The 25,497-nt window shown below is 73.0% G+C and carries 19 protein-coding genes; 10 read left to right on the top strand and 9 right to left on the bottom strand.

Annotated elements, in window-relative coordinates:
* Positions 1 to 164: 164 nt before the first annotated feature.
* The 4 genes from M1O15_RS03890 to M1O15_RS03875 are packed head-to-tail and all read right to left on the bottom strand — an operon-like array spanning position 165 to position 6,054.
* Entirely contained in the window at positions 165 to 1,328 is a 1,164-nt protein-coding gene (locus M1O15_RS03890; RefSeq protein WP_248631751.1) for an acyl-CoA dehydrogenase family protein, read from the bottom strand.
* A gap of 5 nt (positions 1,329 to 1,333) precedes the next feature.
* On the bottom strand, positions 1,334 to 2,302 hold the full coding sequence (locus M1O15_RS03885) for a hydroxymethylglutaryl-CoA lyase (protein ID WP_248631750.1): 969 nt from the start codon (positions 2,300 to 2,302) through the stop codon (positions 1,334 to 1,336).
* Positions 2,299 to 4,347, bottom strand: a complete 2,049-nt coding sequence (locus tag M1O15_RS03880; RefSeq protein WP_248631985.1) for an acetyl-CoA carboxylase biotin carboxylase subunit — start codon at positions 4,345 to 4,347, stop codon at positions 2,299 to 2,301. The genes M1O15_RS03885 and M1O15_RS03880 overlap by 4 nt, the downstream gene beginning before the upstream one ends.
* A 54-nt stretch (positions 4,348 to 4,401) precedes the next feature.
* The gene (locus M1O15_RS03875) at positions 4,402 to 6,054 is read right to left on the bottom strand and encodes a carboxyl transferase domain-containing protein (protein ID WP_248631749.1); all 1,653 of its coding nucleotides are present in this window, start codon (positions 6,052 to 6,054) and stop codon (positions 4,402 to 4,404) included.
* Between the two features lie 120 nt (positions 6,055 to 6,174).
* On the opposite strand from M1O15_RS03875, the gene M1O15_RS03870 reads away from it, so the two are divergent.
* Positions 6,175 to 6,753, top strand: a complete 579-nt coding sequence (locus M1O15_RS03870) for an SACE_7040 family transcriptional regulator (protein WP_248631748.1) — start codon at positions 6,175 to 6,177, stop codon at positions 6,751 to 6,753.
* 129 nt (positions 6,754 to 6,882) lie between these two features.
* Positions 6,883 to 7,653 carry a phosphatase gene (locus M1O15_RS03865; RefSeq protein WP_248631747.1) on the top strand — a complete coding sequence of 257 codons (771 nt, stop codon included), beginning with the start codon at positions 6,883 to 6,885 and terminating at the stop codon, positions 7,651 to 7,653.
* Between the two features lie 3 nt (positions 7,654 to 7,656).
* Here the strand turns inward: M1O15_RS03865 and M1O15_RS03860 are convergent, their stop codons facing one another.
* From M1O15_RS03860 to M1O15_RS03850, 3 genes are all read right to left on the bottom strand, one after another.
* A complete protein-coding gene (locus M1O15_RS03860; protein ID WP_248631746.1) occupies positions 7,657 to 8,349 on the bottom strand; it encodes a hypothetical protein in 693 nt (230 codons plus the stop codon).
* Between the two features lie 136 nt (positions 8,350 to 8,485).
* The gene (gene tesB, locus M1O15_RS03855) at positions 8,486 to 9,376 is read right to left on the bottom strand and encodes an acyl-CoA thioesterase II (RefSeq protein ID WP_248631745.1); all 891 of its coding nucleotides are present in this window, start codon (positions 9,374 to 9,376) and stop codon (positions 8,486 to 8,488) included.
* Between the two features lie 8 nt (positions 9,377 to 9,384).
* Positions 9,385 to 10,542 carry an acyl-CoA dehydrogenase family protein gene (locus M1O15_RS03850; RefSeq protein ID WP_248631744.1) on the bottom strand — a complete coding sequence of 386 codons (1,158 nt, stop codon included), beginning with the start codon at positions 10,540 to 10,542 and terminating at the stop codon, positions 9,385 to 9,387.
* A 211-nt stretch (positions 10,543 to 10,753) separates the two neighbouring features.
* Here M1O15_RS03850 and M1O15_RS03845 point away from each other — a divergent pair, with 211 nt between their 5' ends.
* Positions 10,754 to 11,143: a hypothetical protein gene (locus tag M1O15_RS03845; protein WP_248631743.1), complete on the top strand. Its 390-nt coding sequence runs from the start codon at positions 10,754 to 10,756 to the stop codon at positions 11,141 to 11,143.
* A 600-nt stretch (positions 11,144 to 11,743) separates the two neighbouring features.
* Here M1O15_RS03845 and M1O15_RS03840 read toward each other — a convergent pair.
* A complete protein-coding gene (locus M1O15_RS03840; RefSeq protein ID WP_248631742.1) occupies positions 11,744 to 12,274 on the bottom strand; it encodes a hypothetical protein in 531 nt (176 codons plus the stop codon).
* On the opposite strand from M1O15_RS03840, the gene M1O15_RS03835 reads away from it, so the two are divergent.
* Both M1O15_RS03835 and M1O15_RS03830 read left to right on the top strand, forming a co-directional pair.
* Complete coding sequence (locus M1O15_RS03835) at positions 12,230 to 13,057, top strand: polymorphic toxin-type HINT domain-containing protein (protein ID WP_248631741.1); 828 nt, start codon at positions 12,230 to 12,232, stop codon at positions 13,055 to 13,057. The genes M1O15_RS03840 and M1O15_RS03835 overlap by 45 nt on opposite strands.
* Complete coding sequence (locus tag M1O15_RS03830) at positions 13,041 to 13,454, top strand: CPCC family cysteine-rich protein (RefSeq protein ID WP_308282210.1); 414 nt, start codon at positions 13,041 to 13,043, stop codon at positions 13,452 to 13,454. The genes M1O15_RS03835 and M1O15_RS03830 overlap by 17 nt, the downstream gene beginning before the upstream one ends.
* Positions 13,455 to 13,796: 342 nt before the next feature.
* On the opposite strand, the gene M1O15_RS03825 is transcribed toward M1O15_RS03830, so the two are convergent.
* Positions 13,797 to 15,233, bottom strand: coding sequence for a PucR family transcriptional regulator (locus M1O15_RS03825; RefSeq protein WP_248631739.1), 1,437 nt, complete (start codon positions 15,231 to 15,233; stop codon positions 13,797 to 13,799).
* A gap of 181 nt (positions 15,234 to 15,414) precedes the next feature.
* Here M1O15_RS03825 and M1O15_RS03820 point away from each other — a divergent pair, with 181 nt between their 5' ends.
* The 5 genes from M1O15_RS03820 (at position 15,415) to M1O15_RS03800 (ending at position 25,244) form a co-directional block, all read left to right on the top strand.
* Positions 15,415 to 16,899, top strand: coding sequence for a sodium:solute symporter family protein (locus M1O15_RS03820; protein WP_248631738.1), 1,485 nt, complete (start codon positions 15,415 to 15,417; stop codon positions 16,897 to 16,899).
* A gap of 204 nt (positions 16,900 to 17,103) precedes the next feature.
* Positions 17,104 to 18,108 (top strand): agmatinase, encoded by a 1,005-nt coding sequence (gene speB / locus M1O15_RS03815; RefSeq protein ID WP_248631737.1) that lies wholly within the window; start codon positions 17,104 to 17,106, stop codon positions 18,106 to 18,108.
* A complete protein-coding gene (locus M1O15_RS03810) occupies positions 18,105 to 19,787 on the top strand; it encodes a thiamine pyrophosphate-binding protein (RefSeq protein WP_248631736.1) in 1,683 nt (560 codons plus the stop codon). Before speB ends, M1O15_RS03810 begins: the two co-directional genes overlap by 4 nt.
* A gap of 294 nt (positions 19,788 to 20,081) precedes the next feature.
* The gene (locus M1O15_RS03805) at positions 20,082 to 21,002 is read left to right on the top strand and encodes a serine hydrolase (protein WP_248631984.1); all 921 of its coding nucleotides are present in this window, start codon (positions 20,082 to 20,084) and stop codon (positions 21,000 to 21,002) included.
* A 264-nt stretch (positions 21,003 to 21,266) separates the two neighbouring features.
* Entirely contained in the window at positions 21,267 to 25,244 is a 3,978-nt protein-coding gene (locus M1O15_RS03800; protein ID WP_248631735.1) for an ABC transporter ATP-binding protein, read from the top strand.
* The last annotated feature ends 253 nt before the right edge of the window (positions 25,245 to 25,497 follow it).

Raw genomic sequence — 25,497 nt, 5'->3', positions numbered from 1 at the left:
GCCGGAATCCGGCCGGCGGGCAGGTCGGCGGTCAGGTTAGCCTAACCTCACGACACCTTCCATGCCGGGGCGGCCGGGACCGCCGCCACCCGGGCTCCCGGCTCCGTACACGCCGTGAGCCCGCCGCCCCGGGATCGGGCGGCGGGCTCGCGGGAGGGGCCGGGTCAGGCGGCGCTCAGGCCGAGTTCGCGGGCGATCAGCATCCGCTGCACCTCGCTGGTGCCCTCGCCGATCTCCAAGATCTTGGAGTCCCGCCACATCCGGGCCACCGGGTACTCGTTCATGAAGCCGTAGCCGCCGTGGATCTGGGTGGCCTCCCGGGCGTTGTCCACCGCGACCGTGGAGGAGTACAGCTTGGCCACCGCCGCCTCCTTCTTGAACGGCTCCCCGCTGACCAGCCGGGAGGCCGCGTCCCGCCAGCCCACCCGGGCCATGTGCGCCCGCATCTCCATGTCGGCGATCTTGAACTGGATGGCCTGGTTGTCACCGATCGGGCGGCCGAAGGCCCGGCGCTCCCGGGCGTACTTCACCGACTCGTCCACACAGCCCTGGGCGAGGCCGGTGGCCAGCGCCGAGATGGCGATCCGGCCCTCGTCCAGGATGCGCAGGAACTGGGCGTAGCCCCGGCCCTCCTCGCCCAGCAGGTTGGCCACGGGCACCCGGACGTCGGCGAAGGACAGCTCCCGGGTGTCCGAGGCGTTCCAGCCGACCTTGGAGTACGGGGCGGCCACCGTGAAGCCGGGGGTGCCGGAGGGCACGATGATCGAGGAGATCAGCGGGCGGCCGTCCTCCTTGCGGCCGGTGACGGCGGTGACCGTGACCAGGCCGGTGATGTCGGTGCCCGAGTTGGTGATGAAGCACTTGGAGCCGTTGATCACCCACTCGTCGCCGTCCCGTACGGCGGTGGTGCGGGTGCCGCCCGCGTCCGAGCCGCACTCCGGCTCGGTCAGCCCGAACGCGCCCAGCAGCTCGCCCGAGCAGAGCCGGGGCAGCCACTCGCGCTTCTGCTCCTCGGTGCCGAACCGGTAGACCGGCATCGCACCCAGCGAGACCCCCGCCTCCAGGGTGATGGCCACCGAGGAGTCCACCCGGGCCAGCTCCTCCAGGGCGATGCCGAGCGCCAGGTAGTCACCGCCCATGCCGCCGTACTCCTCCGGGAAGGGCAGCCCGAACAGGCCCATCCGCCCCATCTCCCGGACGATCTCGTACGGGAACTCGTGCCGCTCGTAGAAGTCGCCGATCTTGGGCGCCACCACCTCGTGGGCGAACTCCTCGACGGTGCGCCGCAGTTCCTCGTGCTCGGCGGAGAGCCGGTGGTCCAGGGACATGGTGATCAGGACTCCTTGTGGGAGGCCGCGCCGGTGAGGGCGCGGACGGTGCGGGAGGGGCTGGGCCGCCCCAGGTGTCCGGCCATCCACGCGCTGGTGGCGGTGAGCAGGCCGAGGTCGACCCCGGTCTCGATGCCGAGGCCGTTCAGCATCCACACGAGGTCTTCGGTGGCGAGGTTGCCGGTGGCGGACTTCGCGTACGGGCAGCCGCCGAGCCCGCCGGCCGAGGCATCCACCGTGGTCACCCCGTGCCGCAGCGCGGTCAGCGTGTTGGCGAGCGCCTGCCCGTAGGTGTCATGGAAGTGCACGGCGAGCCGGCGGCTGCCTATCCCCGCCTCGTCCAGCGCGGTGAGCAGGGCGGAGACATGGCCCGGGGTGGCCGTGCCGATGGTGTCGCCGAGGCTCAGCTCGTCGCAGCCCATCTCGGCCAGCCGCCGGCAGACGGCCACCACCTGCTCGACCGGGACGGCGCCCTCCCAGGGGTCGCCGAAGCACATCGAGAGATAGCCGCGCACGGTCAGGCCGTGCTCCACGGCCCGGGTGACCACCGGGGCGAACATGGCGAGCGCCTCGTCCACGGTGCGGTTGAGGTTGGCCTTGGCGAAGGACTCGGTGGCGCTGGCGAACACCGCCACCTCCCGGGCGCCCAGCGCCAGCGCCCGGTCCAGGCCGCGCTCGTTGGGCACCAGCACCGGCAGCCGTATCCCGGGCAGCGCGTCCCGCACCCGGGGGAACAGCTCCTCGGCGTCGGCCAGTTGGGGCACCCACTTGGGGTGGACGAAGCTGGTCGCCTCGATGGTGGTCAGCCCGGCGGCGGCCAGCCGGGTGACGAACTCGGCCTTGACCTCGGTGGGGACCTGGGCCTGCTCGTTCTGGAGGCCGTCCCGGGCGCCCACCTCGTGGATCCGCACCCGGGCGGGGAGGGCGGGGTCGCGGACCACCATGGGGAGGGCGGCCGTCGGGGGAGTGCTCATCGGGTCGCCTCCTGGCCGGTCGGTACGGCGGGCCTCGGGGCTACGGGGTCCCCGGCGGCCTCCTGGGCGCCCCCGGCTCCCTCGCCGGTCCCGGCGGCGCCGTCGTCGGCCGCCGTGTGGGGCATCACCACCGCCAGCACCTGGTCCATGGCGACCGCCGTGCCCGGGGTGACGTCCAGCTCGGCGACCGTGCCGTCGTGCGGGGCGGAGATGACGTGCTCCATCTTCATCGCCTCCACCACCAGCAGCCCCTGCCCGGCGGTGACCTCGTCGCCCACGGCGACCTTCACCACGGTGACCGTGCCCGGCATGGGCGCGGTCAGCGAGTCGGCGCCCGCGTGCGCGCTCGCGCCCAGCGAGGCGGCCACCGGGTCGTGGTCCGTGACATGCCAGCTGTCGCCGTCCCGGCCGAGCCAGCCGCCCGCCCGGTGGAAGGTGTGGGTGACCCCGTCGACCTCGACCGTCACCGCGTCCGGGGTGACCCGGGCGGTGCGGGCGCGGGAGCGGTGGGCCACCGGGTCGAGACCGGGCACCCGCAGCCAGTGGGTGACCGGCGCGGCCTCGCCGCCGAGGCGCCAGCCGCTCGGGACCGAGAACGGGTCCGTCCAGCCGCCCGCGTCCGGCTCGGGGCGCAGTGCCTCCTCGCGTACCGCCGCGGCCGCCTCGTACACCGCGTCCGGCACCCCGTCCGGCACCAGCCCGTCGGCCTCCCGCTCCACCAGACCGGTGTCCAGGTCGCCGGAGACCACGTCCGGGTGGGCCAGCAGCCGCCGCAGGAAACCGGCGTTGGTCGGTACGCCGAGGGTGACCGTGTCCGCCAGCGCGGCCCGCAGTCTGCGCAGCGCGGAGGGCCGGTCGGCGGCGTGCACGATGACCTTGGCGAGCATCGGGTCGTAGAGGCTGGAGACCTCGGTGCCCTCGCTCAGCCCGGAGTCGGTGCGGACGCCGTCGCCGGAGGGCTCGGCGAGGGCCAGGACCGTGCCGCCGGAGGGTAGGAAGCCGCGGGACGGGTCCTCGGCGCAGAGCCGGGCCTCGATGGAGTGGCCGGTGAGCCGGACGTCCTGCTGGCCCAGGCCGAGCTTCTCCCCGGCGGCCACCCGCAGCTGCCACTCGACCAGGTCCACGCCGGTGACCAGCTCGGTCACCGGGTGCTCCACCTGGAGCCGGGTGTTCATCTCCATGAAGTAGTACGCGGAAGGGTCGGTGCCCGGGACGATGAACTCCACTGTGCCCGCGCCCCGGTAGCCACAGGAGCGGGCCGCCTGCACGGCCGCCTCGCCCATCGCCGCCCGGGTCTCCTCGTCCAGCAGGACCGAGGGCGCCTCCTCGATGATCTTCTGGTGGCGGCGCTGGAGCGAGCACTCGCGCTCACCGAGGTGGATGACGTTGCCGTGGCCGTCGGCCAGCACCTGGATCTCGATGTGCCGGGGGCGGTCGATCCACCGCTCCACCAGCAGGGTGTCATCGCCGAAGGAGGCCCGGGCCTCGCGCCGGGCGGCGGCGATCTCGTCCGCGAGCGCGGCCTCCTCGCGTACCAGCCGCATGCCCTTGCCGCCGCCGCCCGCCGAGGGCTTCAGCAGCACGGGCATACCGATCTCCCGGGCGGCGGCGGCCAGTTCGGCGTCGCTCAGCCCGCTGCCGGAGGAGCCGGGCACCACCGGGACCCCGGCGGCCTCCACGGTCTCCTTGGCGCGGATCTTGTCGCCCATCAGCGCGATGGCGTCGGCGGGCGGCCCGATGAAGACCAGCCCGGCCTCCTCGCAGGCCCGCGCGAAGGCGGCGTTCTCGGCCAGGAAGCCGTACCCCGGGTGGACGGCCTGGGCACCGGTCGCGGCGGCGGCCGCCAGCAGCCGGTCGGCCCGCAGATAGCTCTCCCCGGCGGGCGGCGGCCCGATCCGTACCGCGGTGTCGGCCTCCCGTACGTGCCGGGCGTCCGCGTCGGCGTCGCTGAACACCGCCACCGAGCGGATGCCGAGCGCCCGCAGGGTGCGGATCACCCGGACGGCGATCTCGCCGCGGTTGGCGACCAGGACCGTGTCGAACATGCCCGTCCTCGCAGTTGAATTGGTCATGGCTTCTTGTGATTGGTCATGGCCGCCTCACATCCGGAAGACGCCGAAGCCGGCGTCCCCGAGCGGGGCGTTGGCGCAGGCGGTCAGGGCCAGGCCCAGCACCTGCCGGGTCTCCAGCGGGTCGATCACCCCGTCGTCCCAGAGCCGGGCGGTGGCGTAGTAGGCGCTGCCCTGCTCCTCGTACTGGGCGCGGATGGGAGCCTTGAAGCCCTCCTCGTCCTCCGCGCTCCACTCGTCGCCGAGCTGGTCGCGCTTGACGGTGGCGAGGACGGAGGCGGCCTGCTCGCCGCCCATCACGGAGATCTTGGCGTTCGGCCACATCCACAGGAAGCGGGGGGAGTATGTCCGGCCGCACATCGAGTAGTTGCCCGCGCCATAGGAGCCGCCGACCACCACGGTCAGCTTCGGCACCCGGGCGCAGGCGACGGCGGTGACCATCTTGGCGCCGTGCTTGGCGATCCCGCCGTGCTCGTAGTCCTTGCCGACCATGAAGCCGGAGATGTTCTGGAGGAAGAGGAGCGGGATGCCGCGCTGGTCGCACAGCTCGATGAAGTGCGCGCCCTTCTGCGCGGACTCGGCGAAGAGGATGCCGTTGTTGGCGATGATCCCGACCGGGTGGCCGTGGATCCGGGCGAAGCCGGTGACCAGGGTCTGCCCGAACTCGGCCTTGAACTCCTGGAAGCGCGAGCCGTCCACGACCCGGGCGATGATCTCGCGGGCGTCATAGGGGGTGCGGGAGTCCACCGGCACCGCCCCGTACAGCCCGGCCGGATCCACCGCCGGCGGCTCCACCGGCTCCACCGCCCAGGGCAGCGGACCGCGGCCCGGCAGGGTGGCCACGATGTTCCGGACGATCCGCAGCGCGTGGGCGTCGTCCTCGGCGAGGTGGTCGGTCACCCCGGAGATCCGCGAGTGCACCTCGCCGCCGCCCAGCTGCTCGGCGGTGACCACCTCACCGGTGGCCGCCTTCACCAGCGGCGGGCCGCCCAGGAAGATGGTGCCCTGGTTCCGGACGATGACCGCCTCGTCGCTCATCGCCGGGACATACGCCCCACCGGCGGTGCAGGAGCCGAGCACGGCCGCGATCTGCGGGATGCCCGCGCCGGACATCCGGGCCTGGTTGTAGAAGATCCGCCCGAAGTGCTCCCGGTCCGGGAAGACCTCGTCCTGCTTGGGCAGGAACGCCCCGCCCGAGTCGACCAGGTACACACACGGGAGGCGGTTCTCCAGCGCCACCTCCTGGGCGCGCAGATGCTTCTTGACGGTCATCGGGTAGTAGGTGCCGCCCTTGACGGTGGCGTCGTTGGCGACCACCACCACCTCGCGGCCGGAGACCCGGCCGATGCCCGCGATCACCCCGGCGGCCGGGGCCTGGTCGTCGTACAGCCCGTTGGCCGCCAGCGGCGCCAGCTCCAGGAACGGCGAGCCGGGGTCCAGCAGGGTGTCCACCCGGTCGCGCGGCAGCAGTTTGCCGCGCGCGGTGTGCCGGGCCCGGGCCCGCTCGCCGCCGCCCAGCCGGGCCGCCGCCAGCCTGCCCCGCAGCTCGTCCGCGAGCTCCCGGTGGGCCGCCTCGTTCGCCGCCCAGGCGGCCGAGCCCGGGTCCGCCGCGCTGCCGAGGACGGGCGCCTGGGACGAGCCCGTGCCCGGCGCCCGTCCGGTCGCCGCCGCTGCCTGTCGCATCGTGTCGAGCCCCCTTGCCCGTGCGCCTGCCCCGGCCCTGCCGGTTACCGACCGGTGTTAGTTAACGTTAACTCCGCGCTCAGGTTAACGAGCGCTAACGCCGCTGTCTAGAATCTCCCCATGACCACCAGGACCGACGCCCCCACCCGCCGCGAGCAGATCCTGCGCGAGGCCGCCCGCCTCTTCGCCGAGCGCGGCTTCCACGGCGTCGGCGTGGACGAGATAGGGGCGGCGGTCGGCATCAGCGGCCCCGGGCTGTACCGGCACTTCCCCGGCAAGGACGCCATGCTCGCCGAGCTGCTGGTCGGCATCAGCGAACGCCTCCTCGACGGCGGACGGCAGCGGGTCGCGGAGGCGGCCGGAGACCCCGAGGCGCTGCTCGGCGCGCTCATCGACGGCCATGTCGACTTCGCCCTCGACGACCGCCCCCTGATCACCCTGCACGACCGCGAGCTGGACCGCCTCCGGGACGCCGACCGGCGCAGGGTCCGCCAGCTCCAGCGGCAGTACGTGGAGGTGTGGGTCGCCGTGGTCCGCGAGCTCTACCCCGCCCCGCCCGAACCGGAGATCCGGGCCGCCGTGCACGCCGTCTTCGGCCTGCTCAACTCCACCCCGCACATCGGCCCGCTCGGCCGCGGCGAGATGGAGGCCCTGCTGCGGCGCCTGGCGCACGGGACGCTGGGGGCGCTGGGGGAGTAGGGCGGGAGTGCTCCGGGTCAGGGGCAGGTGTCGGGTGGCGCGCGGACCGGACCGGATCCGGCGGGCACCGGCCCGTCCACCGGGCGGAACGGTTCGGCCACGGCGCGTGGCGGGCGGCACAATGGGGCCATGTCCATACCCAGCCGCGCCGCCCTCCTCGACCACCTCGTCCGCAGCCGGATCGCCGGGAACGTCGCCACGCCGCGCGACAACAACCTCTCCCACTACCGCAAGCTGGCCAACGGCGACCGCCACTACTGGCTGGGGCTGGAACTGGGCGACCGCTGGACCGACGAGCAGGACGTGCTCGCGGTGATGGCCGAGCGGTGCGGGGTGAACGACGACCCGACCCACCGGGTGGGCCAGGACACCATCGACCCGGAGCTGACCGTGGCCGGGCTCGACCGGATGGCCGCCCGGCTCGCCAAGGCCGCCGAGGACCGGCAGCGGGTGCTGTTCGCCACCGGGCACCCCGGCGCCCTGCTGGACCTGCACAGCTCCACCGCCGCCGCGCTGCGGGCCGCGGGCTGCGACATCGTCCGCATCCCCGGCGGGCTCACCGCCGACGAGGGGTACGTGGTGCAGTTCGCCGATGTGGCCGTCTTCGGGCGCGGGGCCAGCCTCTGGCACACCCACTCGCCCGAGCCGATGAACGCCATCCTGGACCACCTGGAGACCCCGCCGGACCTGGTGGTCGCCGACCACGGCTGGGCCGGACGCGCCGCCCAGCGGGGCGTCGACTCCCTCGGCTACGCCGACTGCAACGACCCCGCCCTCTTCCTGGGCGAGGCCGAGGGCACGCTCCAGGTCGCCATCCCGCTGGACGACAACGTCCCCGACCCGCGCCACTACGAGCCGCTCGCCGCCTACCTGCTGGACGCGGCCGGACTCACGGGCTGAGGGTCAGCCGCCCGGCTGGTGGTACGCGTCCGGGCGGACGTCCGCGTCCACCTCGCGGGCGGCGTACGAGCCCTCGTACAGCGTCTCCTCGCGCCAGGGGTCACCCGCCCCGGCCTCCCGCCGGCCGTCCGGCCGACCCACCGCCGCGTACACCACCGCCGCCGTCACCGCGTCCTCCACCAGCGCGAACGGCCAGTCCGGCCAGTTCCGACCGGCGGCGATCCGCCGCCAGCGCGCCCCGGCGAACGAGGCCGCCGCCGCTGCCGCCACGCCCACCGCCGCGCCGATCAGCGCCGGGCCGGCGTCCGGGGCCGAGCGGGTGAGCTCCTCGCCGTCGGCCGCGTACTGGTACGCCTCCTCGTGCGTCCCGCCGTCCTCGGCCCGGGTCTGCTCCCGCGCCGCCAGCGCCCAGCCGGTCACCCCGCCCAGCAGCAGCCGGGGGAGGAGCCCCTGGGGGCTCAGCCTGCTCGGTGTCCGCGGCAGCTTGTCGCCCACCGCCTCGCCGACCGCGGCCACCACCGCGCCGATCCGGCCCCACCGGTGGGCGAGCAGCGATCCGGCCGGATCGTCCGGACGGGCGGTCAGCGCCACCCCGGCCAGTCCCGCCTGGCTGCGCAACCCGCTCGCCGCCCCGACCAGCGCGGCCCGCCGCACTCCGGCGTTCCCGCCCCCGCTCCCGTACCCGTCGTCACCCATGTCGCCGCTACCTCCCGGGCTCGCGTCTCGGCTCACCCGGCCACGAGTGTCCGCGTCACCCCGGCGCAAACGGCGTCGCCGGGTCGTCGGCGCAAAAGGCATCGGCGGGCGTCAGTGCACACGGCGTACCGAGGCCTCACCTCGGTACGCGGACGACACCCTCCTGGATGACGGAGATCGCCAGGCGGCCGTCCTGCGTCCAGATCCGGGCCTGGCCGAGGCCGCGCCCGCCGGAGGAGGACGGCGACTCCTGGTCGTACAGCAGCCACTCGTCGGCCCGGAACGGGCGGTGGAACCACATCGCGTGGTCCAGCGACGCCCCCACCACGTCGCCGACGGTCCAGCCGCCGCGCCCGTGCGCCAGCAGCACCGAGTCCAGCAGCGTCATGTCGGAGACGTACGTGGCCAGGCAGACATGCAGCAGCGGATCGTCGGTGAGCTTCCCCGCCGCCCTGAACCACACCTGGGAGCGCGGCTCGCGCGGGGTGCCCGCGGTGGCGAACGGCGGCTCGTGCACATACCGCAGGTCCACCGCGGCCCGCGCCTCCAGCAGCCGGTCCACGATGTCCGGCCCGGCGAAGGCGTCCGCGTACCGGGGCAGCAGCTCGGCGGCGGTGGGCAGGGTCTCCGGGTCCGGGGCGGCGGGCATGGCGGACTGGTGCTCCATGCCCTCCTCGTACGCCTGGAAGGAGGCGGAGAGGTGGAAGATCGGGCGGCCGTGCTGGACGGCGACCACCCGGCGGGTAGTGAAGGAGCGGCCGTCCCGGATGCGGTCCACGGTGTAGACGATCGGCGCGTCCGGGTCGCCGGTGCGCAGGAAGTAGGAGTGCAGCGAGTGGGCCGCCCGGTCGGCGGGCACGGTCCGGCCCGCGGCGACCAGCGCCTGGGCGGCGACCTGCCCGCCGAAGACCCGGGGGATGATCGCCGACCGGGACCGGCCGCGGAAGATGTCCTGCTCGACCCGCTCCAGATCGAGCAGGTCCAGCAGTTCCTCCAGTGCTTCCGGCCCCGGCCCCGGATCGGACATCGGTGGCCCTACAGCCCCATCGACTTGGCGATGATCGACTTCATGACCTCGCTGGTGCCGCCGTAGATGCGGTTGACCCGGTTGTCCGCGTACAGACGGGCGATCGGGTACTCGTTCATATAGCCGTAGCCGCCGTGCAGCTGGAGGCAGCGGTCGATCACCCGGTGGGCGACCTCGGTGGTGAACAGCTTGGCGGAGGCGGCCTCGGCGGCGCTCAGCTCGCCCGCGTCCAGGGCCTCCAGGGCGCGGTCGGCGACCGCCTCGGCGGCGTCCACCTCGGCCTGGCAGGCGGCCAGCTCGAACTTGGTGTTCTGGAAGGAGGCCACCGTCTTGCCGAACACGGTGCGCTCGGTGACGTACTGCTGGGCGAACCGGACGGCCGCCTTGGCCTGCGCGTACGCGCCGAAGGCGATGCCCCAGCGCTCGGAGGGGAGGTTCCGGCCGAGGTAGGAGAAGCCCTTGTTCTCCTCGCCGAGCAGGTCCTCGGCCGGCACCTTCACATCGACGAACGCCAGCTCGGCGGTGTCGGAGGTGCGCAGGCCCAGCTTGTCCAGCTTGCGGCCGATGGAGTACCCGGCGGACGTGGCGTCCACCGCGAACAGCGAGATGCCGAAGCGGCGGTCCTCGGCGGTGGGCGCGGCGGTCCGGGCGCAGACGATGACCCGGTCGGCGTGGACACCGCCGGTGATGAAGGTCTTGGCGCCGTTGAGCAGGTAGTGGGTGCCGTCCTCGGAGAGCTTGGCGGTGGTCTTCATGCCCGCGAGGTCGGAGCCGGTGCCCGGCTCGGTCATCGCCAGCGCCCACATCTCCTCGCCGGTGGTGAACTTCGGCAGGAAGCGCTTCTTCTGCTCGTCGTCGGCGAGCATCTTGAGGTACGGCAGCGCCAGCAGCACATGCACCCCGGACCCGCCGAACTGCACGCCCGCGCGGGCGGTCTCCTCGTAGAGCACGGCCTCGAACTTGTGGGTGTCCAGCCCGGCGCCGCCGAACTCCTCCGGCACGTTGATGCCGAACAGGCCCAGCTCGCCGAGCTTGAGGTAGAAGTCGCGCGGCGCCTGCCCGGCGGCGAACCAGTCGTCGTAGACGGGGACGACCTCGGTCTCGATGAAGTCCCGGATGGTCTCCCGGAACGCCTCGTGGTCCTCGTTGAATACGGTCCGGCGCACGGACGGCCTCCTTGGTACCGGTCGGTCACGGCTCGTCGCTCACGGCCATGTCTAAGCGCTTGCTCAGTCAGCCATACAAGTTACCGGCCGGTTGTCGACGCTGTCCATGGCCCGGCGGGCGCCGGTGACGTGACGCTGGGCACGTGGGCAACCCCGCACCCCACGGCGTCGTCCTTACGATCCGGGGGAGAGGAGCCGGAGGAGTGCCACCGTGGAAATGTTCTTCAAGGTCTCGTTCGTCATCGCGACGGTGCTGGATCTCGCCGTCCTGACCGCCCTGCTGCGGCAGGGCCTGCGCAGCGGGTCGGGGCGGGGCGGTCCGCGGGAGGCCGATCCGGACGCCCGCCCGGTGCTCGGCAAGGACGAGGCCCTCTCGGCGGCCGGTTTCTTCGCCGCCGCCATGGTCTTCACCACCCTGGCCGCCCACGGCTGGGACGCCCTGGACAGCTCCGACACCGTCCTCTTCGCGGCGGTCTTCGGCATCCTCACCGCCGCCCTGCTGGAGCAGCTCCGCTCGCGCTCGGCCAGGCTCGCGCTCGCCGCCTACGCCCTCCCGCTCGCCTACGGCGTGCTCGCCGGCCTGGCGGGGCCGGGGTTGTAGGGCCCGTAACGCCTCGTACGACCGGCGCGGAAACGGCGCCCCCGGGCCAACACCTGCCGTCACTTCTCCAGGCGCAGCACCAGCCCGCACCCGACGAGCTGGCTGTAACGCAGACCGGAGGAGGCGCCCCCTCGATGGCTATGAGCGGAGTGCCGCCCATGTCCCGGAGGTCGAACACCCCGTACCCCACGGCCTTCAGACCGGTCGGCAGGCCGACGATCTCCCCGCCGGTGATCTCCACATCCCGGCTCGACCGGTTGTACGGGGAGGGCAGCGCGAACCAGAAGACCTGGCCTTGACGGCGTGGACGTATTCCAGCTCGTTGTGTTCGAGGCCCCGGCCAGCGCGTGCCCGGGGCGAGGGCCATCTGCGTACTCCCTCGATCCTGGTGCCGTGTTGGCGCCGTGCCGAGCTGTGCCGTGCCGGAAAGCCGGTGAGGTTCGCACGGTGCGGGTACGGCCGGACGCCCGCGGTCCAGGGACTCTCCGATGGGAGATCTTCCCGTGGACCGCGAGCGTCGTCGGCCGGTCTCGGCCGTCATGCCGGTCGGACACGGCCGCCGGTCGTCAGGCGCGGCCGTCGGCGGTCACTCGTCAGGCGTCAGACGCGGCCGTCGGTGACGACCTGGTTCGCCGGCACCCAGTGCCCGGCCATCGCGCCCGCCGAGATCCGGCACATCGCGCGGCCGTTGACGACCGCTCGCCGGTCGAAGGTGAAGGACTGCTCGCTGCCCGACTGCAGTGGCATGGTCGTGCCGGTCACGCCGTCCGCACCGAACTTGTACGCCGTGACGTCCGCGTTGGCCACGATGGTGAGTGTGCGCGGGATGCGGTAGGTGGTCACCACGTACTCACCGCGCAGGAAGACGTTCGGCCACGCCTCACCGATCCACATGCCCTTGTAGGCGCCCTCGGAGATCCGGTACCAGATGCCCGCGCCCTTGATGCGGCGCCGCTGGTTGACGGGGGCCTGGGTGGCCCGGGCGAAGTTGACCTTCTTGGAGGACAGGATCTTGTCCTGGCCCTTGCCGGTCTTCTTGTCGTGGTAGTAACTGCCGTCCGCCGTGGCGTCGATCGTGTACAGCGTGTGCGTACCACTGCCGATCGCGATCTTCGCGCCCGCCGGGAGCACTGGCGACGGGAAGTCGTCGATCAGGGCACGACTCCGGTCTTGATGGGCGACGCTCGGGCTGAGCCGATCGAAAAAGTCCGCGTAGGCGACCAGGTTCTCGCCACTGACCCGAGGACCGGCCGCACCGAAGCGCAGCCCGTTCAGGCAACCATTGCCGGGCAGGGTGCCAAGGCACTCGTCGACGTGGCCGTCTCCCCATCCGAATCCGACTCGACGGATTCCGTCGCGGCTACCGGTACGCACCCTTTCTGGGTAGGTGGCTGCGTCAATTCCTGGACATATTCCGCGGACATCGAACCGGGCATGCTCCTTCGGACTTCTGCGGGCGCCACTGCGGAGGTTGCCGCGATCCGCTCCTGGAACGTACCGGAACAGCGGGTCCACAACCTGACCGTCGCAGAACTGCACACGTACTATGTGATGGCAGGAAAGAAGTCGGTCCTGGTCTACAACTGTGATGCGTGGACGAGTCCGGGTAACCTCGATGATCACTACACCAGGCATGGTCCGGAGATGGGCTATGAAACGCAGATCGAGTACGAGGAGGCGGCCAAGGACCTCATGTGCGAGTGCGATGGCACACGCCCGGGTGTGTTGGTCAAGGACGTAGCCGACGACGGTACGGTGCGATTCTTCGACCGCGAGAGCGGTGAGTTCGGAATGAAGAGCAAGAAGGGCATCATTACCTTCTATAAACTCGAGGGCGGATTGCAGGCGTTCAAGAACATGCCGGGCACCATACGTCCCAGAAGGCGGAGGCGGCGAAGTGAGCGAGGCAACTGACTTTGAACGAGGGGCTAGGCAGGCCGCAGTCCGCTATCCCTGTGTGTGTTGCGGCTCCAGGGTGTTCGAAGATCCTCCAGGATCCTCGATGATCTGTCCGGTCTGCAAATGGGAGGACGACATCACGCAACTTCGCTGGCCGACGCTGAGGAAGGGTGCGAACCGTGCGTCCCTCCTGGAAGCCCAGCAGAGTTTCCTGGCATCCGGGGCTTCGGAACCGCGGTTCGCGGGAAGCGCACGGCAGCGAACCGGTGGCGAGGAACCGCCATCCGGATGGCGGCCTATTGACCTGGCTCGGGATGCCTTCGAGAAGGAGAGCACCCAAATGGCGCCGTGGCCGCCGGATCGCACTGTCATGTACTGGTGGACGAAACGCTTCTGGTTGCGCGAGGGCTGACGAAAGGCCTACGCCCTGATCTGTTCCTCGCGGTCGTGGGCCAATCATCTCGGAAGGATGGCGTCAGGTTGAGGCCCGGTGGAGGTCGCCACTTTTCCAGGTGAACATCAATGCTGTAGGGGCGGTCTCGTCGAGACCGCCCCTACAGCATCGTGCGACAACGCCGCGGGTAGTGGCAGCGGCGATTGCTTGGCGCCGGCGGCGTCCGTTCGACCGACCTCAGCAGCACGCGGCTGCCCCGTCACTGGCTCTATCGCCGGCTCCGTCCTTAGACGAAATTGGAGTACCTCCGGTGGGAGGCGGAATGGGCCGCCGCCCCACCCTCTGTATCGATCACCGGCCTCACCCCGCCCGCAGCGCGAACCACAGCTCCATCCGGATGTCCGGGTCGTCCAGGTCGGTGCCGAGGAGGGTGGCGCAGCGGGCGATGCGCTGGCGGACGGTGTTGCGGTGGACGCCGAGCGCGGTGGCGGTGCGGTCCCAGCTGCCGTGCAGGGAGAGCCAGGCGCGCAGGGTGGTGGTGAGGGGGGCGCCGCCCAGGGGGGCGAGGAGGGCCGAGGCGTGGGTAGCGGCCTCGGCCGGGTCGACGAGGGCGGCGAGGCCCGAGGCGCGGTGGCGGGCGAGGGGGGTGTGCGCGGCGCGGGCGCGGCGCAGGGCGCGGGACGCCTGGGCGTCGGCGGCGGGCAGCTCGCCCGGGGCGGCCGGGGCGCTGACGCCGAGGGTCCAGCCGGGGTGCTCGGCCACCTCGTGCCCGTGGGGGAGGAGGGCGCGTACGGTGCCGTCGCCAGTGTCGACCAGCGGGGTGCCGAGTGCGGGCGGCGGGCCCTCGCCCTGGGCGTGGACGACGGTCCAGGGCGCCGGGCCGAGTGGGGCGGCGGCCTCCTCGGGGGCGGCGCCCAGCAGCAAACGGACCAGGGCGGCGGTACGGGTGGCCTCGTCGGCGCCCTGGTGGCGGGCGGTGAGCAGGGAGAGCAGCACCACGGCGACCCCGGCCACGGTGTGGTCGCCCGGTTCGCGGGGGCCGGTGGCGAGGGCGAGCGCCAGACCGTGGGTGCCGCCGAGGGCGTACGCGGTCAGCTGCGCGCCGTCCACGGTGTCGGCGGCGGAGGCGGTCCCCGTGGTCACCCGGGCCGCCAGGCGGCCCAGGGCCTGCTCGGTGCCGTCCGGCAGCGCGCGGCCGGCCTCCGCGTAACGGCGTCCGTCACCCGCGTACAGCACCGCCCGCCCCGGCAGCCGGGAGGCCAGCGCGTGCAGCACCGCCGGGACCGGGTCCGGGCGGGCCGCCGCCGAGGCGAGCGCCTGCTGCGCCTCGGTGACCCGGCGCAGCTCCCGGTGGCGGGCCTGCCCCATCAGCCGCCACACCGCCCGGCCCACCGCGGTGAACGTGGTGCGCGGCGGCACCTCCAGGAGGGGGAGGCGGGTGTGCGCGCACGCCTCGACCAGGGCGTCCGGGACCGTGTCGTACACCGGGGCCAGGCCAAAACCGAGCGCCGCGCCGCCCGCCGCCACGACCCGCTCGGCGTACGCCCGGGCGCCTCGCTCCGGCTCGGCCAGCTGCACCCCGGCGGTCAGCAGCAGCTCCCCGCCGAGCAGATACGGGAAGGGGTCGGCCATCTCCGAGGTGTGCACCCAGTGCACCGCCACCGCCGCCGGGTCCTCGGCGCCCGCGATCAGCCGCAGCCCCAGCTCCTCGTCGGCGAGCAGGGCGGACAGCGGGATCGCCGGGCCGGGCGGCGCTACGGAGGTGCCCTCCGGCCCGTCGGCCGCCGGTCCGGGCATGGACGTTTCCTCCACTTGCTCTCTCGGCAGTGGAGGAAACGTACACTTCAGGGTCGCTTTCCGGCCACCTAAGGTCGTGCCGACCGGCGGCCGCGGGTACGGGCGGATGTCCCCGCAAGCGCCGCCGCCCGAGCAGTACGTCCTTGCACGACACGCCACCGAGGTGAGCGAAGGAGGCCCCATGGCCGTCGACTACGCAGTGATCGTCGTCTACCTGGCCGGGATGCTGGCGATGGGCTGGTGGGGCATGCGCCGCGCCAAGTCCAAGAGCGAGTTCCTGGTCGCCGGACGCCGGCTCGGCCCCGGGATGTACTCCGGGACCATGGCCGCCATCGTCCTCGGCGGCGCCTCCACCATCGGCGGCGTCGGCCTCGGCTACACCCACGGGCTGTCCGGCGCCTGGATGGTCTTCACCATCGGCCTGGGCCTGCTCGCCCTCTCCCTCTTCTTCTCCGCGCGGATCGCCCGGCTGAAGGTGTACACCGTCTCCGAGATGCTGGACCTGCGCTACGGCGGCCGGGCCGGGGTCATCTCGGGCGTGGTGATGTGGGCGTACACCCTGATGCTCGCGGTCACCTCGACCATCGCGTACGCCACCATCTTCGACGTGCTGTTCGACCTGCCGCGCTGGGCGGCGATCGTCCTGGGCGGCACCATCGTGGTGGCGTACTCCGCGCTCGGCGGAATGTGGTCGATCACCCTCACCGACATGGTGCAGTTCGTCGTCAAGACCATCGGCGTACTGCTCCTGCTGCTGCCGATCGCGATCGTCAAGGCGGGCGGCTGGGCCGAGATGAAGGCGCAGCTGCCGTCCGACTACTTCGCGCCCTTCGGCATCGGCGGCCAGACGATCTTCACCTATGTCCTGATCTACACCTTCGGCATGCTGATCGGCCAGGACATCTGGCAGCGGGTGTTCACCGCCCGGGACGACAAGGTGGCCCGCTGGGGCGGCACCGTGGCCGGAACGTACTGCCTGGCGTACGCGATCGCGGGCGCGGTGATCGGCACCGCCGCCAAGGTGATGTACCCCGACCTCGGCAGCCCGGACGACGCCTTCGCCACCATCGTCACCGACGAACTCCCCGTGGGCGTGCGCGGACTGGTGCTGGCCGCCGCGCTCGCCGCGGTGATGTCCACCTCCTCGGGTGCCCTGATCGCCTGCGCCACCGTCGCCAACAACGACATCTGGGCGCGGCTGAAGGGCGCGGTGCGCCATGACGGCGGGGCCGATCCCTCCGAGCCCGCCCGCGACGAGGTCAAGGACAACCGGGCCTTCATCCTCCTCATGGGCGTCGCCGTGATCCTGATCTCCATCGCGCTCAACAACGTGGTCGAGGCGCTGACCGTCGCCTACAACCTGCTGGTCGGCGGGCTGCTGGTGCCCATCCTCGGCGGGCTGCTGTGGAGGCGCGGCACGGTGTACGGGGCGCTGGCGGCGGTCGCGGTGGGCGGGCTGACCGTGGTCGGGCTGATGGCCGCGTTCGGGGTCCTGGCCACCGAGCCGATCTACTACGGGCTGCTCGCCTCGCTCGTCGCCTACCTGGCCGTCTCCCTCGCCACCCCGCCGACAGACCCCGCGGTGCTGGCCGTCTGGAAGGCCCGGCTGGCCGGGCACGACCCGTCGGAGGCGGCGGACGCGGTGGCGGCGCGGGCCGCCTCGTGACGGCGGCCGGCCGGATTCCGCGGCGGGCTCCGGCGGCCCACGTGACGGCGGCCCTCGTGACGGCGGCCGGAGCACGGGCCGGACGCGACTACCCTCAGTACCGGACCCAAAAGGTCTGATAAGCCAACAAGCGGTACGGGAACGCCCGTGGCCGCCGCAGCAACGCAGCAGCGGTAAACGCAGCAGTAGAGGAAGGCCCTGGACATGAGCAGCACCGGCAGCAACGGCACGCCGCGCGGCCCCGTCGACTCGTCCCGCATCCCGCGGTACGCCGGACCGGCGACGTTCGCCCGGCTGCCGCGCCTGGACGAGGTCGGCCGCGCCGATGTCGCCGTGGTCGGCGTCCCCTTCGACTCCGGGGTCTCCTACCGGCCCGGCGCCCGCTTCGGCGGCAACGCCATCCGTGAGGCGTCCCGGCTGCTGCGCCCGTACAACCCGGCGCAGGACGCCTCCCCGTTCGCCCTCGCCCAGGTCGCGGACGGCGGCGACATCGCGGTCAACCCGTTCAACATCAACGAGGCCGTGGAGACCGTCGAGGCCGCCGCCGACGACCTGCTCGCCACCGGCGCCCGGATGATGACCCTCGGCGGCGACCACACCATCGCGCTGCCGCTGCTGCGCTCGATGGCCAAGAAGCACGGCCCGGTCGCCCTGCTCCACTTCGACGCCCACCTGGACACCTGGGACACCTACTTCGGCGCCGAGTACACCCACGGCACGCCGTTCCGCCGGGCCGTGGAGGAGGGCATCCTGGACACCTCCGCGCTCTCCCACGTCGGCACCCGCGGCCCGCTGTACGGCAAGCAGGACCTCACCGACGACGAGAAGATGGGCTTCGGCATCGTCACCTCCGCCGACGTCTACCGGCGCGGCGCCGACGAGGTCGCCGACCAGCTCCGCCAGCGCATCGGCGACCGCCCGCTGTACATCTCCATCGACATCGACTGCCTGGACCCGGCGCACGCGCCCGGCACCGGCACCCCCGAGGCGGGCGGCATGACCTCCCGCGAGCTGCTGGAGATCCTGCGCGGGCTGGCCTCCTGCAACCTGGTCTCCGCCGACGTGGTCGAGGTCGCCCCGGCCTACGACCACGCCGAGATCACCTCGGTGGCCGCCTCGCACACCGCGTACGAACTGACCACCATCATGTCCCGGCAGATCGCCGCCGCGCGCGCCACTTCGAACGACACGGAGGCTGACGGCAAGTGACCCACGACCACGACCTCGTCCTGCGGCCCACCGCCGCCCAGACCGAGGCGGCCCTCAACCCTCCCGCGGGCCGCAACGGCGGCGACCTCGTCGTCGAGACGCTCGCCGGCCTGGGGGCCACCACCGTCTTCGGGCTGCCCGGACAGCACGCGCTCGGCATGTTCGACGCGCTGCGCCGCTCGGACCTGAGGTACGTGGGTCTGCGGGTGGAGAACAACGCGGGCTTCGCCGCCGACGCCTACGGGCGGATCACCGGCGAGGCCGCCCCGCTGCTGCTCTCCACCGGCCCCGGCGCGCTGATGTCGCTGGCCGCCCTCCAGGAGGCGGCCGCCGCCAGCGCGCCGGTCCTCGCCATCGGCAGCCAGGTCCCGGCCGCCGGGCTCGGCGGTGGCCGCCACGGCTATCTGCACGAACTCCGCGACCAGCAGGCCTCCTTCCGCGACATCGTCAAGTCCGTGCACACCGTGCGGACGCAGTCGCAGATCCCCTCCGCGATCGCCGCCGCCTGGCAGTCCGCGCTCACCGCGCCGCACGGCCCGGTCTGGGTGGAGATCCCGCAGGACGTCCTGCTCGCCGAGACCACCCTGCCGGTCGTCACCGCCCTGGACGCCACCCCGGACGAGGTGGTGCCCCGGCCCGAACTCACCGCCGTCGCCGCCCAGCTGCTGGCGAACGCCGAACGCCCGGCGATCATCGCGGGCGGCGGGGTCGTCCGCGCCGACGCCTCCGGCAAGCTGCTCGCGCTCGCCGAGCGCCTCAACGCCCCCGTGGTCACCACCTTCGGCGGCAAGGGCGCCTTCCCCTGGAAGCACCCCCTCTCCCTCCAGTCCTGGCTGGAGGACCGGCACACCACCGACTTCCTGGAGGACGCCGACGTCCTGCTGGTCGTCGGCTCCGGCCTGGGCGAACTCTCCTCGAACTACCACACCTTCGCCCCGCGCGGCCGGGTGATCCAGATCGAGGCCGATGCCGGGAAGCTGGAGTCCAACCACCCCGCGCTCGGCATCCACGCCGACGCCCGGCTCGCCCTCACCGCCCTGCTGGAGACCGTCCCGCCGCGCCCCGACCGGGGCGACGCCGAGCGGGTACGCACGGTCCTGGCGGCGGTCCGCGAACGCATCGACGCCCAGCGACTCACCCTGGAGCAGCAGCTGCTGGCCGACGTCCGGGCGGCCCTCCCGGACGACGCGCCCAGCTTCTGGGACATGACGATCCTGGCCTACTGGGCCTGGTCCGCCTTCGACGCGCGGCGCCCCAACACCATGCACTCCGCCCAGGGCGCGGGCGGCCTCGGCTACGGCTTCCCGGCCGCGCTCGGCGCCGCCGCGGCCGAACCGGGCCGCCCCGTCCTCGCCGTCTCCGGCGACGGCGGCGCCATGTACTCCCTCGCCGAGCTGGCGACGGCCAGGCAGTACGGCCTCGACGTCACCTGGCTGATCGTGGACGACGGCGGCTACGGCATCCTGCGCGAGTACATGACCGACGCCTTCGGCGAGGCGACCGGCACCGAACTGGCCCGCCCGGACTTCACCGCCCTCGCCGAGTCCTTCGGCGTCCCCGCGGTGCGCACCAGCCCGGACGCCCTCCGCGAGGACCTGACCAAGGCCCTGAACACCCCCGGCCCCTCGGTGGTCGTCCTCCCCGCCGTCCTCCGCATGTTCGCCCCCACCCACCTCTGACCCCAGGCCCTTCCCGCCCGGGCTGACCTGCGACAAGGCGGCCCGGGCGGGCCCCGCCGGCAACGGACCCGTCCGATCCGTCACGGGGCTGTAACGAGCCACGGCAGGGACCCGGCATACGTACAACCTTCCGCCGCACGCCGAGTCCTTCGTCATGTGAAAAGACACCTCTCCATAGCCCAGTCCGCAGACCCGTCCATAGCCGAGGGGCCCGCGGCCCCCCGCACGTCCCCCCTCCGCGGCAGCGCCCGCCGCTCCGGAGCCGGGACCCTGTCCACCGCCCTCGCCCTCGGCCTGCTGCTGCCCGCCGCCGTCGCCGCGACGGCCACCCCGGCCGCCGCCGCGGCCGACTCCGTGGTCTGCACCTCGAAGACGCCCGGTCTCGCCGCCAAGCTGACCAAGGACATCACCGCGGCCGTCAAGGGCCGCAAGGGCACCATCGCCCTGGTCGTCAACGACCGCCGTACCAAGACCACGTGCACCCTCCGGCCGGACCAGAAGTTCGACTCCGCCAGCGTGGTCAAGACGACCGTGCTCGCCACCCTGCTCTGGGACGCCCAGAAGACCCGTCGTTCGCTGACCGCGACCGAGAAGTCCCGCGCCACGGCCATGATCACCAGGTCCGACAACGACTCCACCAGCGCGCTGTGGCGTCAACTCGGCACTACGAAGATCAAGGGCTTCCTCAAGGCCGCCGGGATGACCAGGACCGTGCCCGGGGCCGACAACTACTGGGGCCTCACCCAGATCACCGCCCGCGACCAGCAGGCCTTGCTGGCCTTGATCACCGCGAAGAACCCGGTCCTCACCGACGCCTCCCGTGCCTACCTCCTCAAGCTGATGAACGAGGTCGTCGCCGACCAGCGCTGGGGGACCCCGGCCGGCGCCTCCAAGGACGCCAGGATCCACGTCAAGAACGGCTGGCTGCCGCGCAAGACCCTCGGCTGGCGGGTGCACTCCATCGGCGCCTTCACCGGCACGAAGCACGACCACCAGATCACCGTCCTCACCCACGGCAACGCCGACTGGCAATCGGGCATCAACACCATCCAGGCCATCGCCAAGGCGGTGCACAAGGACCTCGCCGCCGCGTCCCTCCCGGCCCGCAGCGCCAAGCGGTCCCACGTCGGCTTCGTCCCGCCCGCCGCCCCGGCCGAGTCCATCCCCGCCGCCCCGGGCCGGCCCGCCCAGGACTCGATGACGGCCCCGCGGTAACCCCGCGGCACCCCCACGCTGCCCCGGGCCGGGGCACCGCCGGTCCTAGGACCCGGGCCCCGGCCCGGTGGGACTTCGGGCCGGGGTTTGTTGCGGAAGGATGAAATCCGGTCCGGGCCGCGTTGGAGCCTTCCGGAAGATCAGGTCCGTCGCCGGCCCCTTGAACAGGGCGGTCGCGGACGGGACGGGCCCCGGTGGGGCCGCTCCGGACGGCGCCTGAGCCGACGGGACCGGGACGGGTCCACAGGACGACGGGAGGCCACCGTGGCGGCGGGGCAGGCAGAGCAGGGCTGGGCGCGGAGACTGTCCGGGTACGCCTGGCGGTACCGGCGCAATGTGGTGCTCGCGCTGGGCTCGTCGCTCGCCGGGATGGGCGTGATGGCCCTCGTCCCGCTGATCACCAAGATCGTCATCGATGACGTCATCGGGGAGGGCACCGGCTCGCTGGCCCTGTGGACCGGGCTGCTGGTCGCCGCCGCGGTCGTCGTCTACGCCCTGACCTACGTCCGCCGCTACTACGGCGGGCGGCTCGCCCTCGACGTCCAGCACGACCTGCGCACCGAGATGTACGGCACCATCGTGAGGCTCGACGGGCGGCGGCAGGACGAGCTGTCCACCGGGCAGGTGGTCGGCCGCGCCACCAGCGACCTCCAGCTCATCCAGAGCCTGCTCTTCATGCTGCCGATGACCATCGGCAACGTCCTGCTGTTCCTGATCTCCCTGGTGATCATGGCCTGGCTGTCGGTGCCGCTGACCCTGGTCGCACTCGCCGTCGCCCCGGCGATCTGGGTGATCGCCAAACGCAGCCGGCTCCGGCTCCATCCCGCCACCTGGTACGCCCAGGCCCAGGCCGCGCAGGTGGCCGGGGTGGCGGACGGCGCCGTCAGCGGCGTCCGGGTGGTCAAGGGGTTCGGGCAGGAGGAGCAGGAGACCGGAAAGATCCGCGCGGCAAGCCGCAAGCTGTTCGCCGGCCGGCTGCGCACCATCCGGCTGAACGCCCGCTACACCCCCGCCCTGCAGGCCGTGCCCGCGCTCGGACAGGTCGCCATGCTGGCGCTCGGCGGCTGGCTCGCCACCCGGGGCCAGATCACCCTGGGCACCTTCGTCGCCTTCTCCACCTACCTCGCCCAGCTCATCGGCCCGGTCCGGATGCTCGCCGTGGTCCTCACCGTCGGCCAGCAGGCCCGGGCCGGCGTGGAGCGCGTACTGGAGCTGATCGACACCGAGCCCACGCTGGCGGACGGTACGACCGAGCTGCCGTCCGACGAAGCGGCCGGCGTCCGCTTCCAGGACGTCTCCTTCGCCTACGGTGACGGCCGCCCCGTCCTCGACGGGTTCTCGCTGAGCATCCGGCCCGGCGAGACCGTCGCCGTCGTCGGCGCCTCCGGCAGCGGCAAGTCCACCGTCTCGCTGCTGCTGCCCCGCTTCTACGACGTGTCGGGCGGCGCGGTGCTGGTCGGCGGCCACGATGTGCGCGAGCTGACCCTCGCCTCGCTGCGCAAGGCCATCGGCATGGTCCCCGAGGACAGCTTCCTTTTCTCCGACACCGTCCGCGCCAACATCGCCTACGGCCGCCCCGACGCCACCGACGAGGAGATCCGCCGCGCCGCCCGCGCCGCCCAGGCCGACCGGTTCATCGCCGACCTCCCCGACGGATACGACACCACGGTCGGCGAGCACGGGCTCACCCTCTCCGGCGGTCAGCGCCAGCGCGTCGCCCTGGCCCGCGCCATCCTCACCGACCCCCGCATCCTCGTCCTGGACGACGCCACCTCGGCCGTGGACGCCCGGGTCGAGCACGAGATCTTCGACGCGCTGCGCTCCGTCATGGCGGACCGCACCACCCTGCTGATAGCGCACCGGCGCTCCACCCTGAACCTCGCCGACCGGATCGCCGTCCTGGACGACGGCCGCCTCGCCGACCTCGGCACCCACGAGGAGCTCCAGGCCCGCTCCCCGCTCTACCGGCGGCTGCTGACCGACCCCGACGAGCTGGGCGGCGTCTCCCCGGGCCACACCCGGCCGGCCCTCCCCCGCGAGGACGACGACGCCGTGGCCGGGGGGCTGCGCGAGGAGCTGGACGCCGAGTTCGACGCCGAGCGCGGTATCACCCCGGCCCTGTGGCAGCGCGACGCCGACCGGGCCGGCGCACTCGGCAAGGGCGGCGCCGCGACGAGCGGAGCCACCGCGCGGCCGGACGGCAGCACCGGGCCGGCGGGCGACGGCACCAGGACCGGCACGGACACCGACACGGAGAGCGGGGCCACCCCGGAGCTGCTGGCCCAGCTCGCCGCCCTGCCCCCGGCCACCGACACCCCCGATGTGGACGAGGTCCGCGCCGTCACCCCCGAGGACTCCTACGGGCTGCGCCGGCTGCTGCGCGGTTTCGGATCCGTACTGCTCGTCAGCCTGGGCCTCGTCGCGGTCGACGCCGGTATGGGCCTCGCCCTGCCGATCCTGATCCGGCACGGCATCGACGACGGCGTCCAGCGCGCCGCCCTCGGTGCGGTCTGGGCGGCCTCCGCCCTGGCACTGCTCGCCGTCCTGGTCCAGTGGGCGGCCCAGACCGGCGAGATCCGGATGACCGGCCGGACCGGCGAGCGGGTGCTGTACGCCCTGCGGCTGAAGATCTTCGCCCAGCTCCAGCGGCTCGGGCTCGACTACTACGAGCGCGAGCTGACCGGCCGGATCATGACCCGGATGACCACCGACGTGGACGCCCTCTCCACGTTCCTCCAGACCGGACTGGTCACCGCGTTCGTCTCCCTGGTGACCTTCTTCGGGATCATGGTCGCGCTGGTCGTCCTCGATGTGCAGCTCGCCCTGGTGGTGTTCGCGACGCTGCCTGTGCTGATCATCGGCACCGTCTTCTTCCGCCGCTCCAGCGTCAAGGCCTATGAGCTGGCCCGTGAGCGGATCAGCGTGGTCAACGCCGACCTCCAGGAGTCGGTGGCCGGGCTGCGGATCGTGCAGGCCTTCGGCCGGGAGCGCTCCGGAGCCCACCGGTTCACCGAGCGCAGCGACGCCTACCGCTCGGCCCGGGTCCGCGGCCAGTGGCTGATCTCGGTGTACTTCCCGTTCGTGCAGCTGCTCGCCTCGCTGGCCGCGGCCGCCGTGCTGGTGGTGGGCGCGGGCCGGATCGAGGCGGGCACGCTCAGCGCGGGCGCGCTGGTGGCGTACCTGCTCTACATCGATCTGTTCTTCGCCCCGGTGCAGCAGCTCTCCCAGGTCTTCGACGGCTACCAGCAGGCCGCGGTCTCGCTGGGCCGCGTCCAGGAACTGCTGCGTGAACCCACCTCCACCGCCCCCGCGGCCCAGCCCCGGCCGGTGGGCGCGCTCCGCGGCGACATCGCCTTCGAGAACGTCTCGTTCGCCTATGGAGCGGAGGACGCCGTCCCCGGAGCGGCCGAGGACGGCACTGCCGGAGCGGAGAAGGACGGCACCCCCGCAGGCGGAGTCCCGGCCGGAGCGGACGTCGGCGCCGGCGCCCCGGGCGATGGCGGTCCCGGCGGGGGCACGGCCCGGGAGGGCGGCGGGGAGCGCGCGCTGAGCGGTGTCGATCTGCGGATCCCCGCCGGGCAGACCGTGGCCTTCGTCGGCGAGACCGGTGCCGGCAAGTCCACCCTGGTCAAGCTGGTCGCCCGGTTCTACGACCCGACGAGCGGCCGGGTCACCGCCGACGGCACCGATGTGCGCGAGCTGGACCTCACCGCGTACCGGCACCGCCTCGGCGTCGTCCCGCAGGAGTCGTACCTCTTCCCCGGCACCGTCCGGGACGCCATCGCCTACGGGCGGCCCGCGGCGAGCGACGCCGAGGTGGAGGCGGCGGCCCGCGCGGTCGGCGCCCACGACATGATCGCCACCCTCGACGGCGGCTATCTGCACGAGGTCGCCGAGCGCGGAAGGAACCTGTCGGCCGGCCAGCGACAGCTGATCGCGCTGGCCCGCGCCGAGCTGGTCGACCCGGATGTGCTGCTCCTCGACGAGGCGACGGCCGCCCTGGACCTCGCCACCGAGGCACAGGTCAACCAGGCCACCGACCGGCTGGCGGGCCGCCGTACGACCCTGGTGGTCGCCCACCGGCTGACCACCGCGGCCCGCGCCGACCGGATCGTGGTCATGGACCACGGCCGGGTCGCCGAGGACGGCACCCATGACGAGCTGCTGGCCCGGGGCGGACGGTACGCCGAGCTGTGGCGGACGTTCATAGGGATAGGCGAGGACGAACCGGTCTCGGTGTGACCCGGAGGCGGGAGGGGGCAGGGCGAGACCGGAGGGTGCGGGCGGGGGGAGCGCCCGTCACGGCCGCCGCGTACGGACACCCGGACGCGCAACCATGGGGCGGTCGGGTGCGTCGTACACGAGTGCGGGTCGTACACCGGGTGAAACCGGAGGCCGCCTCGCTCCCGCCCCGGTGAGGGCCGGGTCCCTGCTCAGGGTCGGGCGCGGTGCGCTGTGGCCGTGTGGGGGGTGCTCGTCAGGGCTCCCCGGCGTG

This window comes from Streptomyces lichenis (assembly GCF_023218175.1).
In the GTDB taxonomy this organism is placed as follows: Bacteria; Actinomycetota; Actinomycetes; order Streptomycetales; family Streptomycetaceae; genus Streptomyces; species Streptomyces lichenis.
This window is presented reverse-complemented; position numbering and strand designations above follow the sequence as displayed.

Coding starts and splice junctions, on each gene's coding strand:
- M1O15_RS03865 (WP_248631747.1), top strand. CDS start 6,883: ATGTCCATACCCAGCCGCGCCGCCCTCCTCGACCACCTCGTCCGCAGC.
- M1O15_RS03870 (WP_248631748.1), top strand. CDS start 6,175: ATGACCACCAGGACCGACGCCCCCACCCGCCGCGAGCAGATCCTGCGC.
- M1O15_RS03860 (WP_248631746.1), bottom strand. CDS start 8,349: ATGGGTGACGACGGGTACGGGAGCGGGGGCGGGAACGCCGGAGTGCGG.
- M1O15_RS03880 (WP_248631985.1), bottom strand. CDS start 4,347: ATGTTCGACACGGTCCTGGTCGCCAACCGCGGCGAGATCGCCGTCCGG.
- M1O15_RS03820 (WP_248631738.1), top strand. CDS start 15,415: ATGGCCGTCGACTACGCAGTGATCGTCGTCTACCTGGCCGGGATGCTG.
- tesB (WP_248631745.1), bottom strand. CDS start 9,376: ATGTCCGATCCGGGGCCGGGGCCGGAAGCACTGGAGGAACTGCTGGAC.
- speB (WP_248631737.1), top strand. CDS start 17,104: ATGAGCAGCACCGGCAGCAACGGCACGCCGCGCGGCCCCGTCGACTCG.
- M1O15_RS03825 (WP_248631739.1), bottom strand. CDS start 15,233: ATGCCCGGACCGGCGGCCGACGGGCCGGAGGGCACCTCCGTAGCGCCG.
- M1O15_RS03875 (WP_248631749.1), bottom strand. CDS start 6,054: ATGCGACAGGCAGCGGCGGCGACCGGACGGGCGCCGGGCACGGGCTCG.
- M1O15_RS03885 (WP_248631750.1), bottom strand. CDS start 2,302: ATGAGCACTCCCCCGACGGCCGCCCTCCCCATGGTGGTCCGCGACCCC.
- M1O15_RS03890 (WP_248631751.1), bottom strand. CDS start 1,328: ATGTCCCTGGACCACCGGCTCTCCGCCGAGCACGAGGAACTGCGGCGC.